The sequence below is a fragment of the Micromonospora sp. MP36 genome (assembly GCF_008119785.1).
Classification (GTDB): domain Bacteria; phylum Actinomycetota; class Actinomycetes; order Mycobacteriales; family Micromonosporaceae; genus Micromonospora.
In genome coordinates this window covers 1-18480 of the sequence record NZ_VSFA01000012.1, presented here as the reverse complement: position 1 = coordinate 18480, position 18480 = coordinate 1, and the positions used below count along the sequence as shown (strand labels likewise).

Sequence of the window (18480 nt, the reverse complement as noted above, 5' to 3'; positions counted from 1 at the left end):
GGGCCGGCCACGAGTGACGTACAGGAGCGCACCATGGCCAAGATCGTGTCGAACTTCTTCATCTCGCTGGACGGCGTCGTGGAGCGGCCTGACCAGTGGCACTTCCCCTACTTCGACGACGACATGGGCGCCGCCGTCAGCCGCGGAGTGGAGCAGATGAGGGCGTTCCTGATGGGGCGACGGCAGTACCAGGAGTGGGCCGAGTACTGGCCGAACTACACCGGCGACGGCTTCGACGCCGACTTCGCGACCTTCATCAACTCGGTGCCGAAGTACGTGCTGTCCAACACGCTCACCGAGGCGACCTGGCAGAACTCGACCCTGCTGTCCGGGGACTCCGAGCAGGTCGCGGCGCGGCTGCGGGAGGTCAAGGAACAGACCGACGGGGAGATCGCCATGTCGGGCAGCGCCACCACGGTCCGGTGGCTGCTGGCAAACGGGTTGCTGGACGAGTTGCGGCTGCTGGTCCACCCGATCGCCGTCGGGCGCGGGCAGCGGCTGTTCGAGGAGACGCCGACGTACCCGCTGCGGCTGCTGAGCCAGGAGACGTTCAAGAGCGGCGTACTGAACCTCGCATACGCGCCGGCCTAGTGCCCTCTCCCGTCCTCACCTGTGGTGGCTCGGAGATCTTGGTAAATTTCGGCCCCTCTGGGGGCCTTTTCCTGCCAAGATCTCCTCGTCCGGTGGGGCGATTCGCACCGGGGGCCGGTGACCTGTTAGCCTTGTCGCCGGCCCGCCCGGTGCAAGCCGGGTGGGACCGACGCTGGTACGCCAGCGGAGGGGCTGTGGCGCAGACCGGTAGCGCACCTCGTTCGCATCGAGGGGGTCAGGGGTTCAAATCCCCTCAGCTCCACCAGTAACACAGATGAGCAGCGGAAACGCTGCCAGCAAGATCAGCGGGTACATATCCGGTACAAATCAGCGCGGATCTTGGCTTTTCGAGGATCGCTGCCGCTTGGCGTTCGCGTCGTGAAGCGCGCTGCTGATGATGTTGCGGCGGCGGTCTTTCTTGGGCCACCAGTGGACGTAGGTCTCCAGCGTGATCCGCAGGCTGGAGTGCCGTAGCGCGTTCTGTACGTCCGTGGGATCGGCACCCGAGGTGATCAGGCGGGTGGCGAAGTAGTGCCGCAGGGAGTGGAAGGTGCCTTCGTCGGGCCAGCCGGCCGCCTTGCGCCAGATCTGCCACAGGTCGGACCAGCGTTGGTCGTGGATCGGTCGGCCCTGGTCGTCGGTGAACAGCAGCGGGACAAAGCGTCGCTTGGGTTCCTTGCCGGGGTCTGGCGTGCCGGCCGTGACGTCGGGCAGCTCGACCAGGACGGGCGGGTACTTGCGGACGTGTTCCGCGAAGACCTCCGCGACGTGGTCGTCCAGGTCCACGTCGCCGACTGAGCCGGCCTTCGGTGGGGCGAGGTAGAAGCCGCCGTAGGTGGCCTTGTGAAACCGCAGTTGTTGAACCACGTGGACCTCCTGGCGTTCCGGGTCGATGCACCGCGTGCTGTCCTCCAGGCCGAGGACTTCCCCGAGTCTCATTCCCTCGCCCGCGGACCGACAATGGCCTGTGGGCGCTGCCGGGCGGCGCCCAGGACTTCGGCGAGTACATCGCCGAGACGGCCGTGCGCGAGACGCGGGAGGAGACCGGCGTCGACGTCGAGGTGACAGGCATGGTCGGGATCTACACCAACCCGAACCACGTGGTCGAGTACAGCGATGGCGAGGTGCGGCAGCAGTTCTCGATCTGCTTCCGTGGGCGCTACATCGGAGGAGAGCCAACGACTAGTGATGAGTCGTCGGCCGTACGGTGGATCGCGCAGGACGAGTTGGCAGCCTTATTGATCCACCCGTCGATGCGGCTTCGCATCCGGCACGGCTTCGAGCATCTGGTCGCACCCTACATTGGTTGAGCCGCTATGCGGGCCTGCGTTCGACGCACTACCTCCAAAAGAACCGGCTCAGCTCTCAGCCAGAACCGCGTTACTACGTCGTCAGGGCCGTATCGCTGTCGAATCTCGGCAAGTCTCTCTTCAACAGTGAGGTTTTGGCCGTCAGGGCCCGTCGTCATGTCTGCGTACCATAAGGCATCAGAGGCAGCTGACTGTTCCAGCGGGAACGCCGACACGAGATCGTCATACAGGCCCCGCTCTGCCGCCTCGTACGAAGCGCAGGAATGATTAGCCACAAGTGCAGCCAGGCGAAAGCTGCAACCTCTCCTTAGTAGCCAACGAGCGCCATCGAGAGAATGGAACCCGGTATCTACCAGCGCGGGCGAGTATCCAATGTCGTGAAGCCAAGCGGACGAGACTAATAGCTCTGCATCTTCTGCCGCGACAAATTTGATGGCCTCCGCCTTTGCGGCCACGGCTTGAACATGTCGCCACCTTCGGGGCAGCTGCAGAGCCAGCAGCTGCTGAGCTGTTTGACGGGCCTGGTCTGTCCTCACGTCCACAACATCAGTCTAGGCCAGCTTCGCCGGCCGGCCCTACACGTCAGCACCCGATTAGCTCAGTACAGGATGGTAGGCATCCAACCCGGTCACTTCAGCTCATTGAGGGCCCGAATCGATGCCTGGGTGCTGGGGTGATCTTCACCTAGGACGCGAATGCAAGCTTCCACGACGTCTTCGAGTTCCGATCTCGCCTCCCTCTTGCTGCCGGCTGCCTTAAGCGTGATCGCATACTCGTGTCGTATGGCAAGCATAAGAGGACTATCGGGAAGGTATACGGCTTGAGCCGCGGATAGGGAGGACTCCAGATATTTCAACGCCTTCATGAAATCTTCCGTCTCGCGGTATAGCCTACCCAATCGCAAGTTTGCCGTAACCGTTAGCTCGCTGTTTTCACCGAATGCGTTGGTTGACCGTTCGATGAGCTTTTTCAGTAGCGCTTCTGCTGGCCCCCATTCTTCCTTCTTTATCAGAACTAGAGCAAGCTCCAGTTGGACGCCTAAAATATTCCGATCATCGTCTGGCAGTCCGGCGAGCCGCGCATCGGAAAGGATGCCTCTGAATTCGCGCTCTGCATTATCGAGGTCACCCCTGTCGATCATGACGATGGCCGCCTCGTGCCGTACGCTGAGAAGGAACGCGACATCGGCGCCCCCGGCTGACACTTCCTGTTGAATTTCGGCAAGGTGCACAGAAGCTTCGTTTGCCCGGCCTTGGTCGATTAGAACTATGGCGAGCTCGTGGCGGAGGTCCAGTTTTGTGGTCCGATCAAAGCTTGTTGTGCCATGTTTCATGAACTCAAGGGCGGTCAAGAGGAGGACTTCCGCAACCCAGAGGTGGCCAATCACCCTTAATGCCTTGGCGGTCAACGAGGCAGTCGGCCCCAGTGCCGCGACTAATCTCGGATCCGGTTGGGCTGTTGAGGCCAGCTCGACTGCGAAGAAGATCGCATGGGGAGCAAGGAACTGCCATACTGGCCATTGAGCCGGGTCGGTAGCGGAGTCAAAGCCTTCATTGTTCGCCGCTACTGCCAAGAGCCCCGCAGCAAGTGCGGTTAGCCTCTCGTTGTCCGTGTCCGCAGCCCGGCTGACGTCGCGTACGAGAGGGTGCATGTACAAGAAGCTGATTCTCGCCACGCTCTGCGCACCGCTGCCGGAATTGTCGGACTCCAGATCGATTAGACCGACGTGGGAGAGTGATTTGAGGTGTCGGACCAGATCTTCCGGATTGATCCCTTTAAAAAGTGGATGGTATGCCAATACCTCCACTTCCAGGAGCATAGAGTAAGGAACTGGAGCATCGCTGAACTTGGCGAGCAAATGGATTAGTCGGCGGACGTAGACAAGGCCGCGCCTCTCCAGCAGCTCAATAGAAAGATTCCATGTCTGGGTAATCGTCTCGCGGGATTTGCTGGCCTCGGATTCCGTCCCATCAACCTGATTGTCCAGAATGTCGACGCGTCCCGCATCCAGGGCTTCGCAATAAGACCCGAACCCAGCAACTGCGCCGGCGACGGGCGTTTCTGCAGCGTCACTGATGTAAGATCCAGCAAGCTTTAGCGCGAGAGGCAAGCGGCCGAGCCTATCGGCAAGCCGTTCGGCATCCTGCCTGCTTCCGCCTTGGCCATCGCTGTAGTCGATCAACACCTCAGTGGCGTCTGACAGGCTGAGTCGGCTGAGAGGTTGAAGTCTGCACCAAGGGGCCCAGCGCCGCGGGCTGCCCTCCCTGCTGGTTACAAGAACGAGACCATCTCTAGTCGGAGGATTCCTTAACCATCCGGTTCCGTCGGCCACCTTGGCATCCGCGCTGGCGAGGATGCTGGGATCGTCCACGTTGTCCAGCACAAGAAGCCATTTGCTCTTCTGCTCTGCGAGGCACCTCCATAGTAAATCGCTTGCGCTTGTTACGCCTGCCCAAGCTCTATCCACCTCTGCCTGGGGTGCTCCGAGGTGGTATAACACCTGGCGCAATCCAGATTGCAGCTGTGCGTCGGATGACGCCGACACCCACCAGACCTGGGCGCCTTTGTCTCGCATCAGGTGGGCGAATACGGCTGCAGTTGCGGTCTTCCCACCACCGCCTAGGCCGTGCAGAACTAGCACTCTCTCTCGATGTCGATAGCGCCAAGAGAATGGCTTCGCTAGCTCCTTCACAAGCTTGTCGCGCCCACGAATCGTTTTCCCGTCTGGATTGTCCGACGGGATCTCGATGGATCCAGGACGTCTTGCCTCGTCAGGTTGCATAGGCTGAAGGGTGTGTGGCTCGGCCAAGCGGTTTGACTGGCGGTTAGAGACCCAGGCGAGGGCCGTCGATATCAAGGCAAGGCCCCAGGACGCTCGCTCGACCCATGTCCAGAATTTCGCAGCTCGACCGGGTTGTGCGAAATAGTCAGGGAGGTGGAGGCGGAGAGCCAGTGCGAAGGAGGCAGCACCAACTGCTCCAAAGATCGCGAGCTGCGCGGCTAGTCGCCAGCCTCGTCGCTGAGTCATGGAGGCGATCATCTCCGATCGCACGTCCAATTGCGAGCGTGTGAGAAGTTTCTGTACGAGATCAAGGCGGCCCGCTTCGCAGGCCGCTCACGCCGCCGAACCTGGGCCGGGCCGATGGCCCGCCGCCGCGCCTCTGGCCTTCGGCCGCCAGCGCGACGGTGACAGCCCGCCGGCGGCGCGACATACGAAGAAGCCCCGGGCCGCCATGAGCAATGGCAGATCCGGGGCTTTGATGTTCATCGGGCACAAGAGCTCTGCCTCCGGCGGGGTCCTCAGGCACTCCGGGATGGTGGCGCCATCCCGACAACCTCCGTCCGGGCAGAGCCGAGTGGGTGGGGCCTGCCCGGTCAAGGTCGTTCAGCCGCTGGGTGCTCCACCTTGACCGGGCAGGCCCCACCCACTCCACAGTGTGCGGACGAAGGCCGACGGGATGGCCGAAGGATGCGAGGGAGCGCCGAAGCCGGGAGGGAGCGGGGAAGGAGATGTTGCGACAGGAGAGAGGTTGGCGCTTTTACAAAGAGCTACGGATCAACTACGCTGCGACCTACGCGCCACGGACACGTCATCTCTTCCCCTCGGAGCCCTGGGTGAGCGCAGACTTCTTCCAAAAACGCAAGGCACCCGCCGCCTTCAAGCACGCTATCCTCTCGCGTTACCCAAAGGTGTTTGCGGCAAAGTTGGGCAGTACCTCACGAGATAACCAGGTGATTTTCCTTGATGGCTACGCCGGACGCGGCCGATACAAGGATGGTGAGCCAGGCTCTCCGCTGCTACTGGCTAGGAGTGCCGACGGCCTTGCGGGTAGTCGCCAAATTCGTGGCTTTTTTGTAGAGCGAGACGAGGAGAACGCCGCAGCGCTTGCGAAGGTGTTGGCCGAGAGTGGGACCGCAATGCAGTATGCAGTCATACCCGGCGACCTCGATGACCATTTAGGTAGCGTCCTCCAGCAATGCGGCGGTTCCCCGCTGTTCGCGTTTTTGGATCCCTTCGGCACGGCTCTGGCGTACCCAAGCCTGCGTCAGCAGCTTCTTCAGCGCAGGCCGGGAGTCACGGAAGTTTTGCTGCATTTCACCGCGAGTGGAGTGGCGCGGATGGGCGGGATCCTCCGGAAGGCCCGCGATAGACCACTCACCGGGACCGAAGAGAAGCAAGTTACTAGAGTTGATCGGTTCTTGGGCGGGCTGTGGTGGCGGGAATACTTCAAGTCCGAATCAGGAGACGTTACCGAGGAGCGGGCGACTCTTATCGCCATCCGGATTTCTGATCGTTTCGCACAAATCGTACGAGAGCAGACTGGCTTTCGGGCGGTTACTATACCCATACGCCCAAGGCCGGAACTGCTTCCGAAATACGTGCTTGCCCTCTTCACCCGCAGCCCGGAAGGACTTTGGGCCTTCGCGGACACTCTCGGTTCGGCTAGCCTGGATTGGCATGCTGCATGGATAGCCGAAGATGAAGGGCGGCGCTTGCAGCGAGACGGAAACCAGGGAGTCCTCGATCTATTCTCTAAACCGGACTGGCGCTTCCAGCCCGAGGATCACGAGCGAGCTGGAGCGCCAGGGTGGGTGAGCTGCATCGAGCTCAATATACGGACCCTTCTTGAGGATGGGCCCTTCCGACTGGCTGATCGTGTCGTTGAGGTCTATGGGACCGTCCTCGGCGTGGCGTGGGGGAAACACGTCAAACGAGCAATAAAGAACCTTCACGCGGCAGGCGTCGTCGAGAATTCGGGTATCGGATCGCACTACTATCGTGAGTTGGTTGTGCCTAGACAGAGATGAGGCGCGGCGGAAGCTCTCGCACGCGGGGCATCTCATCCCAGGTCCGCCCATCAAGGGTGCGTCCGCCGGCCTTTGGCGTGCGCCCGCCCCATTGCTTAAAAAAGAACGCTGCACCGCTCTCGTTGCAGTGATCCCGAAGCTCGCGAATCCAGTCCCTGTGCACCGGTCGGTAGCCTTGGCCTGACTCGCCACCAGCGATCACCCAGTGGATCCCTGCCAAGTCAAACCGGCCAAGCGGCCCGAGCAGCGGCTCAGCGGACAAGAACCTGACAGCAGCCGGAACCTCACGAAGGTGATCAACGCGTTCGAGACACGTGCGATCCTCCACGCTCACCCCCATCCAGAGGTTATCTGGCCAGTCCAATCTGGGAGCCAGCTTGGCGAGCCGGCTTGCCCGCTTCGTCAGAACTTGATAGGTGTGTCTCGGTGTACTGGCTATGACCGAAAATACGTCGCGAACAAAGGACAGCGGGACACGTGCGTGGAAAAGGTCGCTCATGGAGTTGACGAATACCACGCGCGGCTCTTTCCACCGAAGCGGAAGGGTGAGTTCGTGGGGATGGAGCGTGACGCCAAACCCGGGGCCGGAAGTCCGAGGATCGCCGTCAGCCTGATACTTTGGCGAGCCCATGGCCTTAAGTCTTTTTGCTAAGGTAAGAGCATAGCAGTTGTCACATCCCTTGCTTATGCGGTCGCACCCGGTTGTGGGGTTCCAAGTCGCCTCTGTCCACTCGATAGCGCTATGATCCGCCACGAATCCTCCCTCAAGTGTCCGACTCCTAATTATTGCCTATTCGCCCGCAAATTTGAAGGATTTCAGGCGGAATTTCTGAGTTCTCGGCTTTGCTGGCGTCAATCAGCGCGATCGAGTTCATCTGCCTTTCTCCTAGCCAGGAGCTCTTCACGTTCCTCGGGAGTCAAGGAGCGAAGGTATGTCTCCCATCGCAGTTGAACCTCGTTGCCCTCATGGCCGGGCAGCCACTCATGGATCCATTCATGAATGTGGTGCTGGCACCAGCGCAGCTCGGTCGCCAGGTCTTCAATATCATCCAGGCTGATCGGATGTAGGCCCTCCTCGAAGTTCCTTAGACGGCTAGTGGACACGAGGTAGCCTTCCGGTCCATATAGCCAGGTTCCGTGCACTAGAAGGTTCCGCATGCGGAGAGCGTCCCTGCACCGGGCCATCAGCTCTCTCAACTCTTCATAGGCGTAGTCTTCGATGTCGTCGTGTGCACGAGCGAGGGCCAGACTTGTATCGATCAGCCAGGATGCGGCCTGGCCTGCTGAAATAACGGCGCCATACTTGCTCGCTACCAGGGCTGAGCAAAGGCCGCGGAGGTGGTACTCCAGCTCGCTCGCCTCAGAGACCACCTGGCCGAGAAGGTAGCTCCGATCCTGGGGCGAGGCGTGGGGCCCAGCGAGGTCGTGAGACGGTTCGACAGGATCTTCAATGCCCATCTGAGCACTATCTCGGACATCGAAGGGCAGGACCAGATGGCGGAGCCGCTGACGGCTGAGCTTGCGTCGCATCAATCTGGCTCTTGCGGCCGTGGTGCCGAGCCCGGGTCGGGGCTCTGGACGATCCCTGCGATGTCATCGGGTACAAATCCACTACAACGGAGAGCGACCACAGGCGACAGGTGTTGGCAAGTGTCGGCAGCCTTTGTCCTGGTCGCACCGCCGGTCGGTCCGATTGATGATGTTCTCTCGCTACTGTGGGTGTAAGGGGTTCAAATCCCCTCAGCTCCACCCCAGTTCAAAGGCCGTTTCCGTCAGTCGGAGACGGCCTTTTGTTCAAGCATGCGAGCCAGGTGCTCCAATGGTGCCATCGCCCGCAGCGGCGTGGGAGCAGCGAAGCTTGTTCGGGTGGCTGCTGCCTCCCGTAAGGAGACGATCGAGCCTAGCTGGGCATCGGGTCCCACTTCCCATCGGACAGCTCTCGATCGACCGGCCGGGCGGGCATCTGGTCAGCGGTCGAGCGGAAGAGTGCCAGATTGATCGGACCGGAGGCGACCATGCCGTCGTCGTTGTACCGCAATTGCAGACTGAGTTCATGTATCGATGACCGATCCGCCGCGATGTTGATAAGGAAGCGGTCACTCTCGCCTGGTGCCAAAGAATGGGAAACCTGGACAGTCTCGGAATAATTCTGGCCATCGCTGCGGAGTTGCACGAGATACTCGTGCGAGGGCGGAAGTGGCGCCCCGGCCAGCGGATCGTTTAGGGAGATGAGGGATCGAATTGGATTGGCCCGGCGAACGCTTGATCCATCAATCTCGATCTGATCGTACTGCAGAGTCCCGATGAGCTCCACCCAGCCGCGGGGAAACGGCCCGAGAGCCCGACGTCGCAACGTCTCGTACTCGGCATCGTAACGTCCGTACCCGCCTCCCCGCCGGTTCAGCTCCGTTAGTAGCGGCACATCGACGCCCACCGCAAGGAATTGCTCCTCTAATGGCACGGTAGCGTGTCCCCCCGCCGGAACCTCGAAGTACGTCTCGAAGCCTTTCCCGTCCGTGGGGTCCGACGGTGGCCTCAGCTGGAAGTGCAGAGAGCAGTTGGTCATGGGGCCCCAGCCCAGATTGAGGAGCGTGAAAAACGTTCCATAGGTCACCCCGCGCAGCACCGGTATCGGGCGGAGATCTGGTCGCGACTCCCTGACGTGGAACACTGCCTGGTGGCACAGGACCGTCCTGTTGGAGTTGTTGACGATCTTGATGTCAAGAATCGGCCAGTGGAACGACCCTTCCCAAGGGCTGTGCCAATAGTCCAGGGGGGTCAGTTCGCCGCCGTCACGTACGCGGCTGATATAGGGAATCTGCGGCTCAATCAACAGCCGTGCGTCGTCGTGTCGAACTTTGTAGCGCAGGCTCACGGCGTCGTCATCCGGGTTGACGGTTTGATCCTCGATGCCGGACACAATCAAGGTTGGTGCCGCCGCGCTTTCGGCCGGTCGTCCGGCCAGCAAGGCGGCAGCCGCCAGCGCCAGGCTGCCGATGCCGGCTATCCAGCTCGCGAACTCTATGGCTTGGCCGCCCCAGACGAGAGAGGCGCCCACCAGGCTTACGGTTCCAATCGCCGCAATTATCGCCCACAGGTACCACGACCGGCGTCCCATGAAAGCATTTTCGTTGAGTATGGTGGCCGTGTCGAGGCTCTGTTGTGTCGCCCTTGAGTTGGCCGGAGCTGATCTGCTCGCGGGATCGCGGGCGACCTGTAGGTAGGCAGCTCAGGTACAGGTGACGCGCTCCCGTGACGCGTGTGGTGATCTACTCGGCGACGAAGACGCCCACGCCTGGCAGGGTTCGGTCATCCCCTTGATTCGCAGCACCTGTGGAACGAACGCCCCAAGGTGCGCCTCCGGCGCCTTGCCTGACGGCAGCAGTCGGGCCCGATGAGTGCCGGCGCACGCCTAGACACCCATACCCCCTAGGGGTATGGTGAGGTCGACGCAGGGAGGTGCGGACATGGATCTTCACAATCACCAGCAACACGACTCGGCAGCCGTGCACGTCGTGGGGCCGGCGGGCGACGCTCATGCCCACCACGGTCAGGCCGAGAAGCCGACGGCGACGTGGGCGATGGCTGCGGCGGCGACGCTGCACTGCCTCACCGGCTGCGCGATCGGTGAGGTGCTCGGCATGGTCATCGGCACCGGCATTGGCCTGCACAACGGCGCCACCGTGGTGCTGTCGATCGCGTTGGCGTTCGTGTTCGGCTACGGGCTGACCATGCGCGGGGTGCTGCGCGCCGGGGTCGACGTCCGTACTGCGCTGAAGGTTGCCCTGGCCGCCGACACGATCTCGATCGCCGTCATGGAGCTGCTGGACAACGCGTTCATGCTGGCCGTGCCCGGCGCGATGGATGCCGGCCTGACCAGCCGGCTGTTCTGGACCGCACTGGCGGCGTCGCTGCTGGTCGCGTTCCTGCTGACCACCCCGATCAACCGGTGGTTGATCTCGCGGGGCAAGGGCCACGCCGTCGTGCACCAGTACCACCACGCCCACTGACCGACATGCCGAAGGCGGCCGGACACCCTGGGTGCCCGGCCGCCTTCTCGACACCCGCGTTCACGCGGGACCGCCACCCTTGCCAGGGCGCTGCCTCGCCCTGGCGATCTCGCCCCGGATCGGCAGCCAGTAGAAGGGGATGAACGCGGCGATCACCGCCACGCCAAGAGCGGGAAGCAGGGCGCCCAGCAGGGTTCCGGTGGCGATCCAGGTGAGGGCGAGCCGGAAGCGCCGGCCGATGGCTCTCGCACCGGCGGCGTCGAGGGTGGTCACCAGCAGCTGGGGGTGACGGCGGGCGTACGCCCAGATGGCGTTGAACAGAATGGCTGCCAGTTCGAACGTGATGCCGTGGAGGACGACGGCAACCCGCTGCCCCTGTCCCTCACGAAGCGCCTCGGCCAGAACGGAGGCGGCGAACGGCAGGAACGCGATGTCCATCAGCAGCACCGTGTTCAAGAACAACACCGTCCGGTCGGCGGTGCGGATCTGGTCGAACATGACGTGGTGGTTGGCCCACACCTGCCCGATCAACATGAAGGTGACGGTGTAGGCCAGGTAGGACGGCCAGAGCGCGACCAGGTCGTGGAACAGGTGCCGGGCGTCCTGCGGCGGGCGGATCTCCAGGACGAGCAGAGTGACGGCGATGGCGATGACGGCATCGCTGAACGCGACGACCCGCGAAGGGTCGGGCTCCATGCCGAACGGTGTTGCCCTTCCCGATCCCCGAACAGGTCCTGTCACCGTCCAAGCGTCAGGCACCAGACGATGCCGCACGCGGATCCGAGCGGCGTGTCAGTGAACCGTCACCGCTGGTGGTCCAGGGCGTCGGTGCTACGCCGCCCCGCAGTCGGACCAGAGCGCCTCGGTGATGTCCGGCCGGTTGAGCGCCACGGCACACCAGGCGAAGTGCCCGTCCTTCCCTTCCGCGTCGTAGGAGTTGCTGGTCAGCAGCGCGTAGACCGCGCGGTAGACGAGCAGTTGGTGGCGGGTGTGGCCGAACAGCCGGCACAGGGTCTCGACCCATTCGTCGTCCAGGCTGCGGGCGGCCGGCCCGTACATGTCGAAGACGCCCGCGGCGATGCTCGCCTCGAAGGCCGGATCCGCCTCGGTGGACAGGAAACCCCAGTCGAGCAGGGTCGCCGGCTCGCCGGCCGGGGTGACCAGGACGTTCGCCGGCACCAGGTCTCCGTGCATGGTGACGGTCCGGCACGGGCGGAGGCCGTCGACCAGGTGGCGGACGCGGGCGACCTTCTCGTCGAACCTGTCCACCGCGTTTGCCAGGACCGGACCGAAGGCAGCGACCCGTCGGTCCACCAGGGCACGTAGCGCGCCGGCCCAGGTGTCGCTGCCCTGCCACATCGGTGCGGGCTCGTCGAGCACGGTCAGCCGGCGGGCCGACTCGCTGCCCGTCGTCCGCGCGAGCGCCGTGACCACCGTGAGCATGCACGTGCCCGCCGTCTCGACCGAGATGTCACCCGCCGCCACCGCGTCCCGCAGGTTCCGGCCGGGCAGCTCGTGCTCGATCGTCACCCCACGGCCGCGCACCTCGTCCACGTCGACCATCCGGGGTACGGCGAAGGGGAGATCCTGCGACCCGAGGTGCTCGTAGAAGTCCTTGATGACTCGCAGCTCGGCCGGCTGCCGGCGGAACCACAGCTTGCCGACGTGCCCGTCGCCGAGGGCGAAGACGACACCTTCCATCCCCTCGCCGAGCAGGTCGAAACGCCGGTAGCCCCGCCTCGCGAAGAGGTCCTTCAGCTGTTCAAGCGCCGGCTCGCCGGACGAACCGGATACCTGCCGTCCGCCCGTCTCCCCACGCACGATGCGCACGCTACCGGTGTCCGGCGCTATTCGCGGGCCCTGGTGCGTCACCGGCCTGGCCGCCCGGTCCGGCTCGGCCATGCTCACCACGCTTGCCGTGCTGCTGTACGGGCTGCTGCTCGCCGCCTGGCGACGGTCGCGACGCGTGCCGTGCGGGGCGCGTGGCACGGACACCTCTTCCTCCCGCCCGCCATGCCGGCCGGATGACACGACGGGTGGCCGTCCCCGGATGGGGGCGGCCACCGCGTCTGCCGTCACTTGTCGCAGGCGATGCCGTCCCCGTCGCGGTCCAGGTCGTAGATGTCCGTGCCGATGACCCGCACGGGTCCTTGAACGTACGCCGGACCGTTGCCGCTGCCGCCCGCGCAGTCCACATCGCTGGCGATGGGCACGCAGCCGCTGTAGTTGGGGTCGCACTTGCTCGTCGTCGGCTTGGTGGTGCGCGGGGCGCTGGTGGTGCGCTTCGGCGTCGGCTTCGGGCTGCTCCGCGTCGGCTTCGGCGCCGGGCTGGGCCGGCTGGTCGTGGCCGCGGGACTCGGCGACTCGCTCGTGGGCGCCACGGTCGGTGGTTCGCTCGACGGCGCGGGGCTGTCCTGGGCGACGGACGGTTCGGCCAGCGCCCGCGCCGCCGCTGCCGACTCCTTGGTGGCCGGCTTGTCGTCACCCGGGTTGCCGATGGCGGCGATGCCGCCGCCGCAGCAGCAGAGCAGGAGCAGTCCGAGGAACCCCCCGGCGATCTTCTGCCCGCGAGTGATGCGTCGCTTCGGACCGTTGCCGCCGTCGACCCCGACCGGAACGGTTACCCATCCGTGCGCCTCGGTCTGGCCGGCAGCCGGGACCTGCGCCGTCGGGTACGGCGGGACCGGTCCGAACTGGGCGGTCGGCGTTTGCCACGACGAGGGAGGCGGTGGCGGGGGAGGCGGCACCGGCTGCCAGGGGTCCTGCGGGGGTTGGTACGTCACCCGTACCAGTGTGCTTGCGGGCTCAACAATTGCCAGAGGCCAATCGGCCACCATCTGTGTCGACGCTTCGACGCGGGGTGATGTCCGGATTGCTGGGCGGGCTGACCGAGTGTCGGAGTACCGGTCGGGCAGCGGGATGACCAGGAGCCAGGTCGAGCCGGTCTACGGTCGGCCGGTGGGGTTCTCCATCAAGCTGGCGCCAGGGGTGCGCATCCGGGCCTCGTCGCGGGGGATCCGCACCAGCCTCGGTCCGCGCGCCGCCCGGATCCACGTCGGCGGCGGCCGTACCGGCTTCTCCACCGGCGTCGGGCCGGTCGGCTTCTACACCTCGCTCGGCGGCGGCCGGCGCGGCCGGTCCGGTGGCGGCCGGACCGCCTCGGCGGCGAGCTACCAGCGGCAGCTCGCCGCGCAGCAGCGCCAGGCGGCGCAGGCGCAACGGGCGGCGGAGGCGCATCGCCTCGCCCAGGCCTTCCAGCGCATCCTCGAGCTGCACCGGGTGGACTTCCCGCCCGCCTCCCGGCCGATCGCGCCGGAGCCCGCGCCGCCCGACCGGGACAGCATCCGCAAGCACTACGAGAGCCACACCCTGGCCGGGATCGGGCTCTTCGAGCGTGCCCGGCGGGCGCAGGCCAGGCAGCAGGCGGCGCAGTGGACCGAGGCCGAGGTGCACCGGCAGTGGGCCACCCGGCTCGAGCAGCAGGCCGCCTGGCAGCAGTACCTCGACCAGCGCTGGCAGCAGCTCTGCGCCAACGTTCCCGAGGTGGTGCTGGAGACCCTGGAGGAAGCGTTCGAGGACAACGAGGCGCCCAGTGCGGCGGTCGGGGTCAGCGGCGACGAGGTCTCCCTGGCGGTGCTCGTGCCCGGCGTCGACCAGGTGGTCCCCGAGCGGATGCCCACCACCACGCAGGCCGGCAACCTGTCGCTGCGCAAGCTGCCCCAGCGCGACCGCGCCGCCTACCACAAGCTGTTCGTCTGCGGCCAGGTCCTGGTCACCGTACGGGAGGCGCTGGCCGTCGCCCCCGGCGTCGCCGCCGTCCGGGTGGCCGTGCTGCGCACCGACGGCGTGGACGCGTACGGCCGGCCGCGGGTCTCCTGCCTGCTCGCGGCGACGTTCGACCGGACCGCGCTGCGCGGGGTGCAGTGGCAGGCGGCCGACGCCGCCGCGATCGTCCACGACACCAGCCGCGAGCTGCTGCTCAACCCGCGACCCCGGACCGGCGAACTGCTCCCGCTGGACCTCGCCGGGGAACCCGCGCTCGCCCAGCTCGTCGCCGCAGTTGACCTGGCCGAACTCACCGGCACCGGCTAGGCCGGAGGCACCACCCCGATCGCTGGCATGTGGTGGGTACGGTGCGACCCGGCGCCATCGGCACGAAGGGGCGACGGGACGGTTGAGGCTGCATCGGAACACCCCGAAGGTCCTACGCTTCCACCTCGGCATGCTCTGCTGGGGTGGCCTCTGTGTCTTCGCGGGCTGGCTCGCCGAGGTCACCGACCGGGGCTGGCCGCCGTTCTACTACCTCGGCGGCATCGGCTTGCTCATCTGGGCAGTCTGCGGGTTGGTCGCGCTCAGCTGGACCTTCCACGTCGACGTGGACAGCTCCGGCCTGACGGTGCGCTGCCTCGGTGCGACGACCAGGCTGCCCTGGGCGGCGGTCGAGGCCGTGACCGTGCGGAAGGCCGGCGACAGCTGGTCCAGCCCGGTCCTGGAGATCCGCCTCGCCCCCGGCTTCAAGCTCCGGCGACGGTGGGGTGCGGAGCGGGCCGGCCGCCGCACCTACCAGCTGCTCAGCCTCGACGACTTCACGCTGCCGCCGGAAGAGGTGATCGCCGTGCTGCGCCGGCACGGGGGCGACGGCAGGGTGGACGCCGACGAGTACCTGTGGCACCGGGACGGCCGCCGGCGGCTCGCGCGGTTCCTGGCCGAGCAAGCAGTGGCCGAGCCCGAACGGCCCCGTCCCCGCCGTCGACCGGTGACCTGGGCGGTGCTCGCCCTCCTCGTCGGCGGCCTGGTGGCGGCCGACGGGCCGTACCGGGACCGTCCGCCCGCGGCGACCTCCGCTGGTTCGGACGTCGGTGTGGCGGGCGATGCGCCCACGCCGGCCGGAGTCGCCTCGCCGGTCGTCGGCCCGTCGGCGCCGTCGGTCACGCCGAGCCGGCCCGTACGCGTCGCTGCCGTGGTCTACGAGGTGATCGGCCAGGGCAGGGCATACATCATCTACCGCGATCCCGCGCAGCCGTCCTCGGTGGTGCTGCCGGCCCAGCGGCTCCCGTGGCGGGTCGCGTTGCCGCGCCAACCCGTGGACTTCGTCCTGGTGAGCGCCAGCCGCGACGAGCACTGGTCCGGCCCCCGGACCGTCCGGATCCTGGTGGACGGGGTCGAGGTGTGCGCGAAGAGCGACGAGGGCGCGTACCGGTCCGCGAACTGTGATGCCCTGATTCCGGCCGGCTGAGCCACGGTGAGCAGGGCGACGAGGGCCGCTCCCCGGGATGGGACGGTGCCCGCCCGGCACGTGACCGGACGGGCGCCGTCGTCGCCAGCCTCCGGATGGGACCCGGCCCGGCGGTGGTTGACGGTCAGGGCACCTCGGGCCGCCCGACGTACGACCACTTCGACCCGTCCGGCGAGAGCCAGACGCTGTACTCGTTGTTGTTGGTCGTGATCGCGTAGCCGCCGCCCGGGAGGGCGTAGGCCCCGCTGCCGAGCGACGGGCCGACCCTTGTGAAGCTGGCTGCCTGGTCGGTGCTCCGCCAGGTCGCCGTGTCGCTGGCCAGGATCAGCGAACCCTCCCTGGTAGGCAGCACCGTCAGCAGCGGTCCGCCCAGGTCGACCTCGGCTCCGGTACGCCAGGTGGCCGCGCCGTCGGTGCTCACGTGCACCCGTACCCGCTTGTCGCGTTTCTCCAGCGCGTAGACGGTCCGGCCGTCGGCCGTGTGCAGCCAGTCGCTGCGGAAGCCCCAGCCGGCGGGTGGCGGGGCGGAGATCTCCTCCGGCAGCCGGCGCTTGTCCCAGGTACGCCCACCGTCCCGGCTGACCATCACGATCGGCCAACTCTTCCGCGTGAATCCGCCCGACGGCAGGGGGCTGGGGATCGGCTCGGCCTCGTCGGTGACGATCCACAGACCGAGGTCGTGCGGCAGCTCCAGTGGCGGCTCGTGCGCCACGCGTGGCAGTGCGGCCAGGGCGATGTCACCGGTGGCCGGGTCGAAGGCGACCATCATCGGCTTGTGGAGGGGTTGCATTCCCGCGTTCAGGTGCGGCCAGCCAACGGGAAGGGCGTCGGCGGTCCGGATCGTGGGGCGCCGCCAGGTGGCGCCAGCGTCGATGCTGACCCAGTAGGTGTCCGGCTCCAGGAACAACGTCTTCCGCTGCTCCTCGGGCAGCTGGCGCATCCGGGCTTGCATGTTGTCCCGCGCCACCAGCGTCGTGCCGTGCGCGGCCACGATGGTCCCGTACTTCGGGTTGACGATCAGTCCCTCAGGCATCCGGAGCTTGCGCCAGGTGCGGCCGCGGTCCGCGCTCGCGGCGAGCATCCGGGTGCACCGGCCGCCCTGGCAGTCCTGGTACTCCAGGTAGAGGTGATCCAGGTCGCCGACCATCATCCGGGTGAACATGCCGGTCAGCGGTTTGTCCGGCTCGGCCACGTCGTAGTGGCCGGGGGTGACCTGGACGTAGCTGGGCTGCGGGGCCGGCGTCCGGGACGAGCCGTGCCAGTCCGCCGTCCACGGGCCGATGCTCGGGCTGGGCCTGGTGGCGGGGGTGGGCGCGGCGTCGTGACGGGCGGCCACGGTCGCCGTGCCGCCGGCCAGCAGCACGCCGACCGCGACCGCGGCCGCGCCGAGCACCCGGGTACGTCGGATCCGGCGGGCCCGCGCCTCGACGTCGGCGAAGTGGGGCCGGAACGCCTGGTTGACCTCGTGGGAGAGGCCGGGGAGGTCGAGGTCGGTCACGTCGACGTCCCGCAGGTGGGGGTCAGACACAGCTCTTCTCCCTGTCCTGGTCGCGAAGGTGTTCGGCGAGTGCGCGACGGCCCCGCACGAGGCGGGTCTTGACGGTCTCCACGCTGCAGCCGAGGGTGGCAGCCACCTCGGCGACGGGCAGGTCGGCGAGGTGGTGCAGCACGACGGCCTCCCGGGTGGCCCGTGGCAACCGTTGCAACGCGGCGACCAGCGCGACCCGGTCGGGGGAGACCGGCGGTACGGTCTCCGCGGGCCGGAGCCGGCCGGAGCGGGCGATCCGGTCGAAGAGGGCCCGCCGGCGGTGTCGGGACCGGGCGGCGTTCACGGCCACCCGGCAGAGCCAAGCTTCCGGGCTGTCCACGTGGCGCAGCAGGCTCGGGCGGGCCAGCACCTTGGCGAAGGCCTCCTGCACCACGTCCTGCGCTTCGGCGAAGTCGCCGGTCATCGCGTACACCTGGGCGACCAGCCGGCCGGCGGTGGCGGCGTAGAGGTCGCGCAGGTCGAGTTCTCCGTTCAATGGCACTCCCTGCCAGCGGCGGATGTCATGGAAGGGACTCCTGGGAGACGCGCCAGGTGACACCCGTTCCGGCGGAAAACCGACGGGGGCCGGTCCCGGGCGGGACCGGCCCCCGTGCGGGGCGTCGCGGCTCAGGGCTTCCAGGAGCCGGCCGTCTTCAGCCGGTGCTCGTACTCCAGGGTGCCGTTCTTGTCCTTGACGTCGAAGACCAGCTGACCGGTGCGCTTGCTGCCGGTCGCCAGGTCGTTGCCCGAGCCGAGCAGCTTGCCGCAGCCGGAGAAGGCGCCCGCGACCCCGCTCTCCTCGCTACCGTCCGTGCCGATCCACTTGAAGTAGAACGGGTTGATCGTGCCGGTGCCCTTGGTGACCTCGGCGGTCACGTCGGCGATCAGGTACATGCCGTTCTTCGGCCCCGGCAGGTACGCCTCGCAGGCCTTGGTCTTGGTCCGGAAGTTGCTGACCGTGATCTCGACGGTGCCGTCGTCGTCTTCGATGATCAG

17 protein-coding genes and 1 tRNA gene are annotated in these 18480 nt (G+C 66.2%); 7 read left to right on the top strand and 11 right to left on the bottom strand.

What is annotated here, in order from left to right:
• Positions 1–33 precede the first annotated feature (33 nt).
• Together FXF52_RS12715 and FXF52_RS12710 are read left to right on the top strand one after the other, a co-directional pair.
• Positions 34–591 (top strand): dihydrofolate reductase family protein, encoded by a 558-nt coding sequence (locus FXF52_RS12715; protein ID WP_148796739.1) that lies wholly within the window; start codon positions 34–36, stop codon positions 589–591.
• A 188-nt stretch (positions 592–779) separates the two neighbouring features.
• Positions 780–856: transfer RNA gene (locus FXF52_RS12710), tRNA-Ala, on the top strand.
• Positions 857–918: 62 nt separating this feature from the next.
• Here the strand turns inward: FXF52_RS12710 and FXF52_RS12705 are convergent.
• On the bottom strand, positions 919–1530 hold the full coding sequence (locus FXF52_RS12705; RefSeq protein ID WP_255471870.1) for a tyrosine-type recombinase/integrase: 612 nt from the start codon (positions 1528–1530) through the stop codon (positions 919–921).
• Between the two features lie 26 nt (positions 1531–1556).
• Between FXF52_RS12705 and FXF52_RS12700 the strand changes: the two genes are divergently transcribed.
• On the top strand, positions 1557–1901 hold the full coding sequence (locus tag FXF52_RS12700) for an NUDIX hydrolase (protein ID WP_255471887.1): 345 nt from the start codon (positions 1557–1559) through the stop codon (positions 1899–1901).
• 628 nt (positions 1902–2529) lie between these two features.
• On the opposite strand, the gene FXF52_RS12690 is transcribed toward FXF52_RS12700, so the two are convergent.
• On the bottom strand, positions 2530–4683 hold the full coding sequence (locus FXF52_RS12690; protein ID WP_187413474.1) for a tetratricopeptide repeat protein: 2154 nt from the start codon (positions 4681–4683) through the stop codon (positions 2530–2532).
• Between the two features lie 833 nt (positions 4684–5516).
• Between FXF52_RS12690 and tcmP the strand changes: the two genes are divergently transcribed.
• Positions 5517–6710, top strand: a complete 1194-nt coding sequence (gene tcmP, locus FXF52_RS12685) for a three-Cys-motif partner protein TcmP (protein WP_187413473.1) — start codon at positions 5517–5519, stop codon at positions 6708–6710.
• Here tcmP and FXF52_RS12680 read toward each other — a convergent pair.
• The 3 genes from FXF52_RS12680 to FXF52_RS12670 all read right to left on the bottom strand — a co-directional run bounded on the left by FXF52_RS12680 (position 6697) and on the right by FXF52_RS12670 (position 9768).
• Positions 6697–7464 (bottom strand): DUF5131 family protein, encoded by a 768-nt coding sequence (locus tag FXF52_RS12680; RefSeq protein ID WP_148796731.1) that lies wholly within the window; start codon positions 7462–7464, stop codon positions 6697–6699. The genes tcmP and FXF52_RS12680 overlap by 14 nt on opposite strands.
• 98 nt (positions 7465–7562) lie before the next feature.
• Positions 7563–8168 (bottom strand): hypothetical protein, encoded by a 606-nt coding sequence (locus tag FXF52_RS12675; RefSeq protein WP_148796729.1) that lies wholly within the window; start codon positions 8166–8168, stop codon positions 7563–7565.
• Between the two features lie 442 nt (positions 8169–8610).
• Positions 8611–9768, bottom strand: a complete 1158-nt coding sequence (locus FXF52_RS12670) for a hypothetical protein (protein WP_148796727.1) — start codon at positions 9766–9768, stop codon at positions 8611–8613.
• Positions 9769–10177: 409 nt separating this feature from the next.
• On the opposite strand from FXF52_RS12670, the gene FXF52_RS12665 reads away from it, so the two are divergent.
• Positions 10178–10720, top strand: coding sequence for a DUF4396 domain-containing protein (locus FXF52_RS12665; protein WP_148796726.1), 543 nt, complete (start codon positions 10178–10180; stop codon positions 10718–10720).
• Between the two features lie 60 nt (positions 10721–10780).
• Here the strand turns inward: FXF52_RS12665 and FXF52_RS42460 are convergent, their stop codons facing one another.
• From FXF52_RS42460 to FXF52_RS12650, 3 genes are all read right to left on the bottom strand, one after another.
• Positions 10781–11416: a TMEM175 family protein gene (locus FXF52_RS42460; protein ID WP_222870500.1), complete on the bottom strand. Its 636-nt coding sequence runs from the start codon at positions 11414–11416 to the stop codon at positions 10781–10783.
• 135 nt (positions 11417–11551) lie between these two features.
• Positions 11552–12715 carry a phosphotransferase family protein gene (locus tag FXF52_RS12655; RefSeq protein WP_148796724.1) on the bottom strand — a complete coding sequence of 388 codons (1164 nt, stop codon included), beginning with the start codon at positions 12713–12715 and terminating at the stop codon, positions 11552–11554.
• Between the two features lie 80 nt (positions 12716–12795).
• Positions 12796–13503: a hypothetical protein gene (locus FXF52_RS12650; protein WP_255471869.1), complete on the bottom strand. Its 708-nt coding sequence runs from the start codon at positions 13501–13503 to the stop codon at positions 12796–12798.
• Positions 13504–13678: 175 nt separating this feature from the next.
• On the opposite strand from FXF52_RS12650, the gene FXF52_RS12645 reads away from it, so the two are divergent.
• Entirely contained in the window at positions 13679–14812 is a 1134-nt protein-coding gene (locus FXF52_RS12645) for a DUF4236 domain-containing protein (protein ID WP_148796722.1), read from the top strand.
• An 82-nt stretch (positions 14813–14894) separates the two neighbouring features.
• Complete coding sequence (locus FXF52_RS12640) at positions 14895–15956, top strand: PH domain-containing protein (RefSeq protein WP_148796720.1); 1062 nt, start codon at positions 14895–14897, stop codon at positions 15954–15956.
• Positions 15957–16080: 124 nt separating this feature from the next.
• On the opposite strand, the gene FXF52_RS12635 is transcribed toward FXF52_RS12640, so the two are convergent.
• The 3 genes from FXF52_RS12635 to FXF52_RS12625 all read right to left on the bottom strand — a co-directional run.
• Positions 16081–17484, bottom strand: a complete 1404-nt coding sequence (locus tag FXF52_RS12635) for a sialidase family protein (RefSeq protein ID WP_148796718.1) — start codon at positions 17482–17484, stop codon at positions 16081–16083.
• Complete coding sequence (locus tag FXF52_RS12630) at positions 17477–17980, bottom strand: RNA polymerase sigma factor (protein WP_148796716.1); 504 nt, start codon at positions 17978–17980, stop codon at positions 17477–17479. Before FXF52_RS12630 ends, FXF52_RS12635 begins: the two co-directional genes overlap by 8 nt.
• 131 nt (positions 17981–18111) lie before the next feature.
• Positions 18112–18480, bottom strand: a 369-nt coding sequence (locus tag FXF52_RS12625) for a DUF4352 domain-containing protein (protein WP_148796714.1), incomplete at its 5' end; no start/stop codon positions are given.

Bases quoted from the DNA above. Each gene is read 5' to 3' on its own strand.
- FXF52_RS12715 (WP_148796739.1), top strand. From the start codon at position 34: ATGGCCAAGATCGTGTCGAACTTCTTCATCTCGCTGGACGGCGTCGTG.
- FXF52_RS12705 (WP_255471870.1), bottom strand. From the start codon at position 1,530: ATGAGACTCGGGGAAGTCCTCGGCCTGGAGGACAGCACGCGGTGCATC.
- FXF52_RS12690 (WP_187413474.1), bottom strand. From the start codon at position 4,683: ATGCAACCTGACGAGGCAAGACGTCCTGGATCCATCGAGATCCCGTCG.
- FXF52_RS12675 (WP_148796729.1), bottom strand. From the start codon at position 8,168: ATGGGCATTGAAGATCCTGTCGAACCGTCTCACGACCTCGCTGGGCCC.
- FXF52_RS12665 (WP_148796726.1), top strand. From the start codon at position 10,178: ATGGATCTTCACAATCACCAGCAACACGACTCGGCAGCCGTGCACGTC.
- FXF52_RS42460 (WP_222870500.1), bottom strand. From the start codon at position 11,416: ATGGAGCCCGACCCTTCGCGGGTCGTCGCGTTCAGCGATGCCGTCATC.